Annotated in this window: 17 protein-coding genes; 2 read left to right on the top strand and 15 right to left on the bottom strand. The window is 47.9% G+C overall.

The window, feature by feature from the left end; translation table 11 throughout:
* Positions 1-245: 245 nt before the first annotated feature.
* From rpsQ to OIK42_RS14920, 12 genes are all read right to left on the bottom strand, one after another.
* Positions 246-503: a 30S ribosomal protein S17 gene (gene rpsQ / locus OIK42_RS14975; protein WP_273641844.1), complete on the bottom strand. Its 258-nt coding sequence runs from the start codon at positions 501-503 to the stop codon at positions 246-248.
* Positions 503-694: a 50S ribosomal protein L29 gene (rpmC, locus tag OIK42_RS14970; RefSeq protein ID WP_273641843.1), complete on the bottom strand. Its 192-nt coding sequence runs from the start codon at positions 692-694 to the stop codon at positions 503-505. The genes rpsQ and rpmC overlap by 1 nt, the downstream gene beginning before the upstream one ends.
* Positions 694-1104, bottom strand: a complete 411-nt coding sequence (rplP, locus tag OIK42_RS14965) for a 50S ribosomal protein L16 (RefSeq protein WP_273641842.1) — start codon at positions 1102-1104, stop codon at positions 694-696. The genes rpmC and rplP overlap by 1 nt, the downstream gene beginning before the upstream one ends.
* A 2-nt stretch (positions 1105-1106) precedes the next feature.
* Positions 1107-1811, bottom strand: coding sequence for a 30S ribosomal protein S3 (gene rpsC / locus OIK42_RS14960; protein WP_273641841.1), 705 nt, complete (start codon positions 1809-1811; stop codon positions 1107-1109).
* Between the two features lie 9 nt (positions 1812-1820).
* Complete coding sequence (rplV, locus tag OIK42_RS14955) at positions 1821-2153, bottom strand: 50S ribosomal protein L22 (RefSeq protein ID WP_273641840.1); 333 nt, start codon at positions 2151-2153, stop codon at positions 1821-1823.
* Between the two features lie 11 nt (positions 2154-2164).
* Positions 2165-2440, bottom strand: coding sequence for a 30S ribosomal protein S19 (gene rpsS, locus OIK42_RS14950; RefSeq protein WP_273641839.1), 276 nt, complete (start codon positions 2438-2440; stop codon positions 2165-2167).
* Between the two features lie 15 nt (positions 2441-2455).
* On the bottom strand, positions 2456-3280 hold the full coding sequence (rplB, locus tag OIK42_RS14945) for a 50S ribosomal protein L2 (RefSeq protein ID WP_273641838.1): 825 nt from the start codon (positions 3278-3280) through the stop codon (positions 2456-2458).
* A gap of 14 nt (positions 3281-3294) precedes the next feature.
* The gene (gene rplW, locus OIK42_RS14940; protein ID WP_273641837.1) at positions 3295-3594 is read right to left on the bottom strand and encodes a 50S ribosomal protein L23; all 300 of its coding nucleotides are present in this window, start codon (positions 3592-3594) and stop codon (positions 3295-3297) included.
* Positions 3591-4196: a 50S ribosomal protein L4 gene (gene rplD / locus OIK42_RS14935; protein ID WP_273641836.1), complete on the bottom strand. Its 606-nt coding sequence runs from the start codon at positions 4194-4196 to the stop codon at positions 3591-3593. Before rplD ends, rplW begins: the two co-directional genes overlap by 4 nt.
* A gap of 18 nt (positions 4197-4214) precedes the next feature.
* Entirely contained in the window at positions 4215-4853 is a 639-nt protein-coding gene (rplC, locus tag OIK42_RS14930) for a 50S ribosomal protein L3 (protein ID WP_273641835.1), read from the bottom strand.
* A gap of 18 nt (positions 4854-4871) precedes the next feature.
* The gene (rpsJ, locus tag OIK42_RS14925; RefSeq protein ID WP_006012796.1) at positions 4872-5183 is read right to left on the bottom strand and encodes a 30S ribosomal protein S10; all 312 of its coding nucleotides are present in this window, start codon (positions 5181-5183) and stop codon (positions 4872-4874) included.
* 469 nt (positions 5184-5652) lie between these two features.
* Complete coding sequence (locus OIK42_RS14920; RefSeq protein ID WP_273641833.1) at positions 5653-6612, bottom strand: rhomboid family intramembrane serine protease; 960 nt, start codon at positions 6610-6612, stop codon at positions 5653-5655.
* 368 nt (positions 6613-6980) lie between these two features.
* Between OIK42_RS14920 and OIK42_RS14915 the strand changes: the two genes are divergently transcribed.
* Both OIK42_RS14915 and OIK42_RS14910 read left to right on the top strand, forming a co-directional pair.
* Positions 6981-9200, top strand: coding sequence for a GspE/PulE family protein (locus OIK42_RS14915; protein ID WP_273641832.1), 2220 nt, complete (start codon positions 6981-6983; stop codon positions 9198-9200).
* Between the two features lie 227 nt (positions 9201-9427).
* Positions 9428-10894: a sensor domain-containing diguanylate cyclase gene (locus OIK42_RS14910; RefSeq protein ID WP_273641831.1), complete on the top strand. Its 1467-nt coding sequence runs from the start codon at positions 9428-9430 to the stop codon at positions 10892-10894.
* On the opposite strand, the gene OIK42_RS14905 is transcribed toward OIK42_RS14910, so the two are convergent.
* From OIK42_RS14905 to OIK42_RS14895, 3 genes are all read right to left on the bottom strand, one after another.
* Positions 10887-11591: a sugar-binding protein gene (locus OIK42_RS14905; RefSeq protein WP_273641830.1), complete on the bottom strand. Its 705-nt coding sequence runs from the start codon at positions 11589-11591 to the stop codon at positions 10887-10889. The two genes, OIK42_RS14910 and OIK42_RS14905, sit on opposite strands and share 8 nt — an antisense overlap.
* Before the next feature lie 259 nt (positions 11592-11850).
* Positions 11851-12246 (bottom strand): DUF3718 domain-containing protein, encoded by a 396-nt coding sequence (locus OIK42_RS14900; protein WP_273641829.1) that lies wholly within the window; start codon positions 12244-12246, stop codon positions 11851-11853.
* A 483-nt stretch (positions 12247-12729) separates the two neighbouring features.
* Complete coding sequence (locus OIK42_RS14895; RefSeq protein ID WP_273639654.1) at positions 12730-13125, bottom strand: DUF3718 domain-containing protein; 396 nt, start codon at positions 13123-13125, stop codon at positions 12730-12732.
* Between the last annotated feature and the right edge of the window lie 285 nt (positions 13126-13410).

Genomic DNA, 13410 nt, shown 5'->3' with positions numbered 1-13410 from the left:
CGCTATATTTAAGTAGTTCAAACAAAATTACAGCGCTTATCCTGCTTAATGGCAGTTTTTATCTATTTTACCAATCTCATTACGATAACTGGTATTGATTAATTTATAGCGAATAGTGGCTGCGCGATGGCGATGGTGATAGTGGTTGAAGTTAGCAGGTTTGGCGGGTATGGGTGCCGGTAGAGGGCTACAAAAAAGCCGCTCAAAAGAGCGGCTTTTATATAACGATTAGTAAAAACTAGCGATTAAACGCCGGCTTTTTCTACAACGTCAACCAACATCCAGGACTTAGTCTTAGAGATTGGTGCACATTCGCGAATAGTTACTGTATCGCCTTCGTTGCACACGTTGCTTTCGTCGTGAGCGTGTAGCTTAGTAGTACGCTTGATGAACTTCCCGTAGATAGGGTGTTTAACGAAACGCTCTACAACAACAGTGATAGACTTATCACCTTTGTTGCTAACCACACGACCTTGTACTGTACGAATATTTTGTTCAGTCATTACGCATCAGCCTTTTGAGTCAGGATGGTTTTAACACGCGCGATGTTACGACGCACTTTCTTCAACTGGTCTGATTTTTCAAGCTGGCCAGTTGAGTGCTGCATGCGTAAGTTGAACTGTTCGCGTAGCAGGTTTAATAACTCTGCATTCAGCTCTTCTACGCTTTTTTCTTTCAGTTCAGCTGCTTTCATTACATCACCGTCCGAGTTACAAAGGTTGTCTTAAATGGCAGTTTAGCCGCTGCCAATTCAAACGCTTCGCGTGCCAGAGACTCAGGAACCCCTTCCATCTCGTATAAAACACGACCTGGTTGAATTTGGCATACCCAGTACTCAACGTTACCTTTACCTTTACCTTGACGAACCTCAAGAGGCTTCTCAGTAATTGGCTTGTCAGGGAAAACCCGAATCCAGATTTTACCTTGACGCTTAACGTGACGAGTCATAGCACGACGAGCAGCCTCAATTTGGCGTGCAGTCATACGACCACGGCCAGTCGCTTTAAGTCCGTAAGTACCAAAGGCTACACTGCTTCCCGCAGCCATGCCGCGGTTGCGACCTTTGTGCATTTTACGGAATTTCATGCGTTTTGGTTGTAACATGATTAGCCCTCTCGCTTAGCGTTGCGGCCTTTCTTCTTAGGTTGAGCTGGCGCAGCCGGCTCTTGGTTTGTAGGCAGACCGCCTAGAACCTCACCTTTGAAGATCCATACTTTAACGCCGATGATACCGTAAGTAGTAGACGCTTCAGATGTCGCGTAATCGATATCTGCACGGAAAGTGTGCAGTGGTACGCGACCTTCACGGTACCATTCAGAACGTGCAATCTCTGCACCGCCCAAACGGCCGCTAACTTCTACTTTGATACCTTTTGCGCCAAGGCGCATTGCGTTTTGAACCGCACGCTTCATGGCGCGACGGAACATAACACGGCGTTCCAGCTGGCTGGAAATGCTATCAGCAACTAACTGACCATCCAGCTCAGGCTTGCGTACTTCGGCAATGTTAATCTGCGCAGGCACGCCGGCCAGCTTAGACACATAGTTACGCAGCTTTTCAACGTCTTCACCTTTCTTACCGATAACGACGCCTGGACGAGCAGTGTGAATAGTCACACGAATGCTCTTAGCAGGACGCTCAATCACGATCTTAGACAGTGAAGCGTTTTTAAGTTGTTTAGTCAGGTACTGACGTACCTGGTGATCGTTGTACAGGTTATCTGCATAATCTGCGGTATTAGCGTACCAGGTTGAAGTCCATGGTTTACTGATACCCAGGCGTATACCTGTAGGATGTACCTTCTGTCCCATTATCTTCTCCTAGTTATCCGCTACAACCACAGTAATGTGACTGCTGCGCTTAAAGATACGATCCGCACGGCCTTTGGCACGTGGCTTGATACGCTTCATAGTTGGGCCTTCGTCAACGAAGATCTTAGCGACGCGCAGTTCATCAATGTCTGCGCCTTCGTTATGTTCTGCGTTAGCGATTGCTGATTCCAAAACTTTCTTAACCAGCGCAGCACTTTTCTTAGGGCTGTACGTAAGCAGTTCTAGTGCTTTTTCTACGTGCAATCCGCGAACCTGATCCGCTACCAAGCGTGCTTTTTGAGCCGACGTGCGGGCAAAACGGTGTTTAGCTAATGCTTCCATCTTCCTACCCCTTAACGTTTAGCTTTCTTATCCGCGACATGGCCGCGGTAAGTACGCGTTGGCGCAAATTCGCCCAACTTGTGGCCGACCATTTCGTCTGAAACCAGAACAGGAATGTGTTGGCGGCCGTTATGGACTGCAATGGTCAACCCAATCATATCTGGGATGATGATAGAACGACGTGACCAGGTTTTAATTGGTTTACGATCGTTCTTTTCCACTGCAGCCTCTACCTTCTTCAGCAAGTGAAGGTCGATAAATGGACCTTTCTTGAGAGAACGTGGCATGGTGAATCCTCGCTATTATTTATTACGACGACGTACGATAAGCTTATCGGTACGCTTGTTACTTCGGGTCTTCTTACCTTTGGTAGGAGTACCCCAAGGAGTTACTGGGTGACGACCACCTGACGTACGACCTTCACCACCACCGTGTGGGTGATCAACCGGGTTCATGGCAACACCACGAACGGTAGGACGTACACCGCGCCAGCGGCTCGCACCTGCTTTACCTAATGAACGAAGCATATGTTCCGCGTTACCGACTTCACCAATGGTGGCACGGCAATCAGATAATACTTTGCGCATTTCGCCAGAGCGCAGACGTAAGGTAACGTAGTTACCGTCACGGGCCAGGATCTGAGCGTTGGCACCGGCAGAACGTGCAATCTGTGCACCTTTACCAGGCTTCATTTCAATCGCGTGTACAGTTGTACCTACAGGCATGTTGCGCATAGGCATAGCGTTACCCGCTTTGATCGGCGCGTTTGTACCAGACTGGATAGCATCACCAGCTTGGATACCCTTAGGTGCCAAAATGTACTTACGCTCACCGTCAGCATACAGCACTAATGCGATGTTTGCAGAACGGTTAGGATCATATTCTAAACGCTCAACTTTTGCTGGGATGCCGTCTTTATTACGCTTAAAGTCAATAATACGGTAGTGTTGCTTGTGACCACCACCGATATGACGTGTCGTAATACGACCGTTGTTGTTACGGCCGCCAGACTTGCTGTTTTTTTCCAGCAGCGGTGCATAAGGTGCACCTTTGTGCAGATCGTGATTAACAACCTGAACGACGTGACGACGACCGGCAGAAGTTGGCTTAGCTTTCATTAATGGCATTTCTAATCCCCTTCTTACTCAGCACCACCGACAAAGTCGATGTCCTGACCTTCTTTAAGTGCCACGTAGGCCTTTTTCCAGTCGCTGCGTTTACCGAAAGACATACCGTGACGCTTGGTTTTACCCTTAACGTTTACAGTACGAACTGAATCCACTTCAACCTCGAACAGTTTCTCAACTGCTGCTTTGATTTCAGCTTTGTTCGCGTCTTTAGCTACTTTAAATACAACCGTGTTGCCTGTTTCAGCAGTCAGCGTAGACTTTTCTGAAACATGTGGTGCTTTAAGCACCTTCAGTAGACGTTCTTCGTTCATGCTAACGCCTCCTCAAGTTGTTTCACTGCATCGGCAGTGATTAACACTTTTTCGAATGCAATCAGGCTGACCGGATCAAGACCTGCAACGTCGCGTACGTCAACTTTGTACAAGTTGCGTGCCGCCAGGAACAGATTCTCTTCAACTTCTGGCGTCACGATAAGTACATCGTTCAGTTCCAGTTCGTTCAGCTTAGCAACCAGCGCTTTTGTCTTAGGTGTATCAACACCGAACTTCTCAACCACAACCAGACGGTCCTGACGAATCAGTTCAGACAAAATGCTTTTGATCGCACCGCGATACATTTTTTTGTTAACTTTTTGGTCAAAGTCACGCGGCTTAGCAGCAAACGCACGGCCACCACCAACCCAGATTGGGCTGCGGATTGTACCGGCACGGGCACGACCAGTACCCTTTTGACGCCATGGCTTCTTACCACCACCACGAACTTCAGCGCGAGTTTTCTGCGCTTTTGTACCCTGACGAGAACCTGCACCGTAAGCTACAACTACCTGGTGAACCAGGGCTTCGTTGAATTCACGTCCAAAGGTCGCATCGGATACTTCAAGAGCGCTTTGCGCATCTTTCAATGTTAATTCCATCAGTTCACTCCCCAGACGTTACGCTTTAACAGCTGGCTTTACGACAACGTCGCCGCCAGTTGCGCCAGGTACGGCACCTTTAACCAGAATCAGGTTGTTTTCTACGTCTACACGTACTACTTCCAAAGACTGCGTAGTCACTTGCTTGTTACCAAGCTGACCAGCCATTTTCTTGCCTTTGAATACTTTACCAGGTGATTGGTTCTGACCAATTGAACCTGGTGCACGGTGAGACAAAGAGTTACCGTGAGTCATACGCTGTGAACTAAAGTTCCAACGTTTGATAGCACCGGCAAAACCTTTACCTTTAGACGTACCAGTTACGTCAATTTTTTTGGTGTCATTGAAGATTTCAACAGTGATTTCACTGCCTACTTCAATTTCGCCACCTTCGTTATCTTCCAGGCGGAATTCCCAAAGACCACGACCAGCGTCAACACCTGCTTTAGCAAAGTGACCTGCTGAAGCTTTGTTTACACGGTTCGCTTTTTTGGTACCTGCAGTAACTTGCAGCGCGCGATAACCGTCAGTTTCTTCAGTGCGTAACTGAGTAACACGGTTTGGGGTCGCTTCAATAACAGTCACAGGGATAGACGTACCATCTTCAGTGAAGATGCGAGTCATACCCACTTTACGACCGACTAGACCAATCGCCATTGTTATTACCCTCTCTTGTTAGCCCAGGCTGATTTGAACATCAACACCAGCAGCCAAGTCCAAACGCATCAGAGCGTCAACAGTCTTGTCAGTTGGCTCAATGATGTCTACTAAACGCTTGTGAGTACGAATCTCATATTGGTCACGCGCATCTTTATTTACGTGTGGAGATGTCAATACTGTATAGCGTTCTTTGCGAGTAGGCAGTGGAATAGGACCGCTGACCTGAGCACCAGTACGTTTCGCCGTTTCAACGATTTCAGCCGTAGACTGATCGATCAACTTGTGATCAAACGCTTTTAAACGAATACGAATTCTTTGATTTGGCATCGATTAAGCTCCAATCGAAAGAACAAAAAAATCATCTTCTCACTCCCAATTTTTCCGGGATGAAAAGATGTGCTTATAAACTAGTGATTCCCAATCGGAATCTTGTTTGTGTTTTTAACACGCCCGCTACGCTTACGTTTTTTAGTTCGTTATTGTAGCTTTGGCTGCCACCCTAAAAGCAGTGTGGCTGCGGTCGAAAACCATGCTCCAGCAAGTATTATGATGGGCAAGTGGGCGCGAATTATACAGATTTACCCGCCCTGCGCAAGCTTTAATCGCGGTTATTTTGCATTACACGGCATATTAACCACCTAAACCATCTTTTGGGTGGATTTCTGCTAGTCAGTGGCTTTAACTCCAGCGAATGTATATTTCCTTTGTATGTACAAAACCAGCTTAACAACTTCGCTGGGTATGCACCAACAGGGGGGCGCCCAGGGTTTATTGGTTGGCAATCACCCCTGCCCGGTTAGCTTTTGATTCGTACCTGCCTGCTCTCAACTGGCGATACCCCAATCGCCACTGTTATTCCCAGCAAAAATCCACTTAGATGAGCGACATGGCTTACATTATTCGACAATAACCCCAGGCTTAATTCACTTAACACAAAAATAGCGAGCAGCGAGAGCGCCGTGTTAATACGTTGCATTCGCAAGTAGCAAATAATGGCACAGGCAAGCAGTGCGAACGACCCACCAGATATGCCCAACAAGGCGTCAAAGGATGAGTGGAAATACTGCGCAAATAAGTATGTTGAAAAATGAGATACAACTGCGCCCGCTATTAAAAGGGATAATACGTTTCTCCTGGTTGCGCGCGGAATCATTGAAGCAAATAACACGCTCAACACTGCATTGATGATCAGGTGCTGGCTATCTGCATGAATCAATGGTCCGGTAATGAATCGCCACGACGATATCAAACTGACGTTAGGATAATAGTTGCCTGCGTGGACAATAAGGTTTTCATACCCATCGAAATAATGCGTCATCCAAACTTGCACTGCGAAGAGTGCGATAAAGCAGGGCAATAAGGCGACGGCCATATGCTTTACAGCTGTTTTAGTATTGTACAGAAATTCTACTTTTTGCTGACAGTTATGCAGAGACATTGTGCTCATCTTTTTATCGATCACGGCAAACAAAAATAAAAGGCCAAAAACCACCAGGTACATTGATGAAGCTTCGACAGGCTTTGTTACCAGCAACGACAGTATCAAAACGAAAAAAATAATAGTAACAATAATGTCCCGATGCGCCTTTCTGCAGTATGACGCGTAAAACTGTCGCGCGAATACAGGGTGGTGCGTCGGCAACACAAAATCATCGCCGTCAGCAACTAACCACCCCTCTAGGGGCCGCCATTTTTTAATGAATTGCGCATCGTTTTTAATATCAACGGGCGAAGAACCGGGCTGCATTATTCTCATATTCTTTCAACACTCAAGAGGCAGTAGCACGACACCCAAAGTAGCGACGTGCTGCGGCAAAAGACTGTGAATCAAACTTAAGGTTACGCAAAGAACAACCTGCCGGTAACTGACCGAAGAAAGGGTTTATCGGTGCCGGGGCGCCTTTAAGCTGCTGATACTTGCAAGATCGCGGTGTTAATTTTAATTTGCTGCGCAAACCTTACTTTTACAGTATTGCTGCAATGACCCGCAGCGTATAAGGTGTAGGTAGCGAAGCCCTTGTTTAGCAGTATGGTTAACGGTAAGACAAGTTCTAGGGCCTGTTAACGAGAAGTGATATCCTGAATAATTACTGGTAAAGCGCCTTATTAATTTAGTTGTAGAGTATGTCAGACATAAACGAAAATCAGCTGGTGTTCGATAACGTGAATACTGTCCTGGACAGTCACACCACATTACTGGATGCCTATAAAGAGCTTGAGCCTTTGATACTCAGCCTTTTTGATGCCCAGCGTATGAGTATATTTCAACGCCGCCGGCAGCATCAGGATTTGGTTGCACGCTTTAAAACCGGTAAGGAAACCCTCGAAATTAAGGTGCCTATCAGTCCGCTTTCTATCGCAGGTTATGTGGCATTGTCACAACGGCCGCTGGTAATTTCTGACCCCTACAATAAAGAAGAACTGGCTGCCATTCATCCGCGCCTGCGTTTTGCTGATAAATTTGATAAAAGCAGCGACTTCAGAACCCGTAACATCCTCTGCGTCCCGATATTAAATGCCGGCGTAATGATGGGGGTTATGCAAATTATTAATAAAAACAATGGTGCTTTTACCGAACGGGATCTCACCATTGCGCGCGAGCTTAACGACATTCTGGGCAAGAAATTTCGTTACGAGTTAGGCGGTACACAAAACCCCTTCGACTTACTGCTCCACGAAAACCTGATTGCCGAGAAAGCGTTAAACGAGCTCCAGGAAAACAGCAGTGATATGCGACAGCTGGTGCAACGGCTAATGTCTGAGTATCGTATTAATGAAGCCAAGCTGGGCACATCATTGTCGATCCATTATCAGGTGCCTTACATTAGTTTTGACCCCGAAAAGTTTCACTTGTATCACAGTGAAAGCCGCCTTAACTCGTCTTATTTAAAACGCAATTTTGTGGCGGTGATCGCCGACGCGCATGATAAGCCCATTGTACTGATGGCAGAGCCCAATAATGCGTCACTGCTGATGGAAATAGAGAGCGCGCTGGGCATCGACAGTTACGATATTGCGGTAGGCCTGCCAAACCACATACTGCAATACCTGGGTGATTCGGTAGGTGGCAGCGGCCCCGGCGAAATGAGCGAAATTCTCGATGAAATCGGCACCTCAGTAGAGGAGTCAGATGAGTCCACCGACGAACTCTCCGATGACGCGCCAGCGGTTGTCAGGCTGGTGAGCCGCATTTTGCACGACGCCAAACGACTGAATGCCTCGGATATCCATATCGACCCCGAGAAAAGCGGCCCCACCCGGGTCAGAATGCGCATCGACGGCATTTGCAGAGATATTACCCAGGTACCAGCGTCGCACCACAGCGCCGTTATTGCCAGGATCAAAATAATGTCGCACCTTAATATTGCCGAAAAGCGTGTGCCTCAGGATGGCAAGCTGGCTTTTAAAATGACCGGCCAGCTTGTGGAAGTGCGTGTTGCAACCATCCCCACGGTGGCCGGCGAAGGCGTGGTGATGCGGATACTGGCCTCCGGTGGCGCCATGCCCATCGAAAAAATGAACGTGGCACCGGCCAATATGGCCCGTCTCGAAGAAATGATTAAAAAACCCCATGGCATACTATTGGTCGTGGGGCCAACCGGATCCGGTAAAACCACCACACTGCATGCCATATTAGGCTACCTGAACACCCCGGAGAAAAAAATCTGGACCGCCGAAGATCCGGTTGAAATTACCCAGCCGGGCTTGCAGCAAGTGCAGGTAAGCCCCAAAATTGGCTTTACCTTTGCCAATGCGCTGCGGGCGTTTTTGCGTGCCGATCCAGACATTATTTTGATTGGTGAAATGCGTGATAAAGAAACCGCTCATGCCGGCATCGAAGCGTCGCTCACCGGTCACATGGTATTATCGACGCTGCATACTAACTCAGCCCCCGAAACTATCACCCGCTTATTAGATTTGGGGCTCGACCCGGTTAACTTTTCGGACGCCTGTGTGGGTATTCTCGCCCAACGACTGATCAGAACGCTGTGTGGCAACTGCAAAGAAAAATATCAGGCCACTGACACCGATATGGCGTTTATAAGACGTCAGTACGGCGAGGCCTACATTGATGAACTCAATCTGACCACCCCGCTTGAACTCTACCGCGCCAAGGGCTGTGACGACTGCGGTGATACCGGCTACCGGGGCCGCACCGGTGTTCACGAACTACTCGGGATGACGCCGGAACTGCGCTCACTGGTGTATAAAGAGGCGGCTGTCGGAGCCATGAAAGAGCAGGCCATGCAGGACGGTATGCGCACCCTGGTTCAGGATGCCATTTATAAGGTTATAAAAGGTGACACTGACATCGCTCAGGTGCAAATCGTGAGTGGCGATTAATGGTAAGCCTGGCAGGACTCGCACCGAGCTGAGCGGTTTATTGTTCACAAGTTAACGGCGCAACGATACACTAATTGTTCTACTGGGTAGTTCCTTTAATGCTATCTGTATCTTTCTGGCAAAACACAGCGACTGAATAAGTGACTTTCAGCGCTGTGTTGATGACGAGTTATATTTGTATGCGCAATGCCGGTTATCGTTGGTTAATAGCTCTTACAGGACTGCTTTTGTCGACGCTCTGTATGGCAGACTGTCGCGTGGTATCACCCCAGTCTCAATGGCTTGATGCGCCTGTAGAGGTTAACCCTGAATTCACCAACATTCGGTTTCGGTGCGAACTTTCACAATCGCAGGTACTGAGTTTTCCGCTGGACGCGATCAGCAGCGTCGAACTACACACCAAAAATGAGCTGCGTCTCACGCCACTATCCAGTGCCCGCGCCGCTTACCTGCTGCCAAACGGAATGTTTGAGTTTGCGCTTACCGTCAGGTCAGCCCACCCCAGTGCAGTCAACATAACGCTGCGCAGCATCAGCGATTTTCAACGCATCAATAATCTGCACATTCTCACCATCAGTACTTTCGGCGGCTTTTGTCTTGCACTGTGTATTTACGTCGGGTTCATTGGCAGAAGCCTGCGTAACGCAGGCTTTTACGCCTACAGCGCTTATATCTTATGTGCTGGTGCGTACTTTATTTTACAAGAGGGCATGTTAAGGATTGTGTTCGTCGACTCGCATTGGTTACACAGCCACGAGTTAAAAAGTGTTTTTGCCGGCCTCACTGTATTCACCGCCATGCGGTTTATTTGCCTGCTGCTGGATCTCAAACTCATATTAAAGCGCTGGGAATATAAGCTAATCTGGCTTAGCGCGCTTGGCGTGCTGACACTGGGTATAGTTAGTGCGATCACCGATACCACATTACATAATGTAACAGCTGCTGTTATGGGCCCTCTCACTATAATAGGCATGACCGCAATCACTATCGCAGCCTGCTATGCCTATGTCCGTAAGGTACACGGAGCTGGCCTGGTGCTGATGGCGCTCTTTGTGCTGCTTGCAGCCATGACCTTCCGAATATTTTTGCCCTACGTGAGCGAGTTTATGCAACGTTACGCACTCATTTTGGCCGTCACGCTGGAAGCCTTGCTGCTGGCGCTGGCCGCGTCAGAACGCGTAAAACGTTTGCAAAAAGATAAAATGAAAGCATTTTTGGCTGCGTCCAGCGACCCGTTATGCCCGGTGCTTAACCGGCGGGGCTGGGATGAAGCAGCCAACGGGATGCTGGCAGCACACGCCGATAAAGGCGGGGTGCTGGTATTGATGTTTATTGATTTAAACGATTTTAAAGGGATTAACGACAATTTTGGCCATCAGGTAGGCGATGAAGCACTGATTATTGTGGCCAAAATTTTAAACCGCCAGTCGCGGGCCCAAGACATTGTTGGTCGTCTGGGCGGCGACGAATTTGTGATCATGAGTCATTGTCACAATCGCACTATTGCCGAGCGGTTAATTAAACGCATTCGTGAACACATGAAACACCTGGCTTTGAAAATAAACGATCAACACATTCCTTTATCAGCCAGTGTGGGGGCCCAAATATTTGATGCTCCCCACGATAATCTGCAGACGTTGCTGCATGAAGTGGATATGCTTATGTATCAGCAAAAGTCTTCTGCCACTACTTAAGCAATTTAATTTGCCCGAAGACTGAGGCATCAATAAAGCCACGATTTTTATCACCATCGACCGGCGTAATGGCATGTGAGCCTACAAAGTGCTCGCGCTCTTCGCTGCCGTCGTTATCACAATATGCCAGCATAAATCCGAGCACCTGCCCGGCGCTTAACTGTAGTGGTGCCACCGGCTTATTATGATGGAAGGTGTCAGGAAACACACGAAAGCTCACTTCCCAGGTCATTTGATAGGGTGCACTATCCTCGCGCGTCCACCGGCTGGTAGCGTGATCGTTGAGTAATACAAACTCTTGCGCGCCATTATCGGCCGGGCCAATATCTACCACGTTGCCATCGAGGGCAATATGATAAGCAAATGCGTTATAGCTGTTGAGGTGATCGCCGCCAGACGCGTCGGCGTCGATAAAAATTTCCAGACAATCATCATCCCAATACGCGCGTAATGGGTTTGGATGGGTATCGATTAATACATCATCAATAATTTCTACCTGCAAATACAGCTGGTCGTTGTCCCACAGCATTTTAAAGCGACCACTAAAATCGGCCGGCGTGGGCATCTCGCCCACCATTAGTTGATCAAGCGGATGCCACTGCGCTGCGTCCCACGCTGACTCATTCGCCACACCATCGATGACGATTGGCGAACTGGCTTGTTGTACGCCAGTAGGCGCCGCCGCGCTATGCGCCATCCCTGTTACACTTAAACAACTGATTAGCGCCAATGTCCTGAAACCTGCCTGCATATAATTTCCAACTGAAAAGCGAATATTAAAAACGCAGTTTAACAATAAGTTTACAACAACTGCACGTATTTATTCCCAGTTGCTTTATCGAGACGCAGAAAGGAAAAAAGGCGCCGTGAGGCGCCTTCTTAATGCAGGGGACTGCTACGTCCCTGCAACCATGTTGAATAAGTACATGGCGAACATGAATCCGGGTCGAGTTCGATTATAAGCGGCTCTGTAATTCTTGTGCTACAGCGTGGCCCTGGTGACCGTTTTCGTTAATCCAGGCTTGCAGCGTTTTGCCGTCTGTTTCTGGCGCACTTAAGTCGCTGCTAGGCATTTTCTTAACCAGCAGGGTACCTACTTCTACCGCGTTGTTAGTAATCGCAGTTTTAATCAGGCTCTGGCCGTTACAAGAAATACCCGCGTAGTAGTCACGCAGCTTTAAACGGTAATCTGATTCTACAGAACGCATTTTTTTGCGCAGCTCACCTTTGTCATCGGCAGCAACGATAGTGCAGATGTTAGCCAGTGAGTCTTCCACGCCAGCCGTTGCTGTCGCGTTAATTCCGAAAGAAGCAGTTAATACAAGGGCAGCAGTTTTAGCAAATTTCAACATGGTTATTTCCTATTTGTTTCAGCAGTTAATGGTTTTGTTTGTTTCGTTTTGTTGGGTGTATTACACACCGACCTGAGCAACGATTAAACAGCAGGGCTGATACATGGGTATACCAGGTTATACTCAAACGACAGGAGGCGTTGAACCAAAATGGCAGCGACAGTAATACTGCATCGGGTTAGATGCCTGAATCATTCAAGGTGTTACCGGGTAATGCACGCACTACGTTTTTATGGCCAGCTATTACAGTCACTTAACGTGAACAAGCAGCTGATCCCGGGAGCCGGGCAAACTAGACAAAGCGGGAAAACAGCGAACCAATACAGGATTGAGTGCTAACGGTACAAGGGTTTAACTGGCAATTTCTTTGTAGCAGAAGGGAAAAAAGACGCCTTGCGGCGTCTTCTTAACGCAGGGAACTGCTAAGTCCCTGCAACCATGTTGAATGAGTACATGGCGAACATGAATCCGGGTCGAGTCCGATTATAAGCGGCTCTGTAATTCTTGTGCTACAGCGTGGTCCTGGTGACCGTTTTCGTTGATCCAGGCTTGCAGCGTTTTGCCGTCAGTTTCTGGCGCGCTTAAGTCGCTGCTAGGCATTTTCTTAACCAGCAGGGTACCTACTTCTACCGCGTTGTTAGTAATCGCAGTTTTAATCAGGCTCTGGCCGTTACAAGAAATACCCGCGTAGTAGTCACGCAGCTTTAAACGGTAATCTGATTCTACAGAACGCATTTTTTTGCGCAGCTCACCTTTGTCATCGGCAGCAACGATAGTGCAGATGTTAGCCAGTGAGTCTTCCACGCCAGCCGTTGCTGTCGCGTTAATTCCGAAAGAAGCAGTTAATACAAGGGCAGCAGTTTTAGCAAATTTCAACATGGTTATTTCCTATTTGTTTCAGCAGTTAATGGTTTTGTTTGTTTCGTTTTGTTGGGTGTATTACACACCGGGCTGCTGAATGATTAAACAGCAGGGCTGATACATAGGTATGCCAATCCATACCAAATATTAGTGGACAGGCAGGCGCATAGCTTCACAACATCATCGCTGACGGAACTTATTGTGCCTTTATGATCACTCACTAGGCATACCTGGGTTGACTCTTTCGGTTGATGCAGGCTTAAACGGCGTTGGCGCAGTGTGTTAATAACGGGCTAATTGAAC

Origin of the sequence: Alteromonas gilva (assembly GCF_028595265.1) — a bacterium.
In the GTDB taxonomy this organism is placed as follows: domain Bacteria; phylum Pseudomonadota; class Gammaproteobacteria; order Enterobacterales; family Alteromonadaceae; genus Alteromonas; species Alteromonas gilva.
The sequence above is the reverse complement of the archived record's forward strand: the minus strand, read 5'-3'. Positions and strand labels throughout refer to the sequence as shown.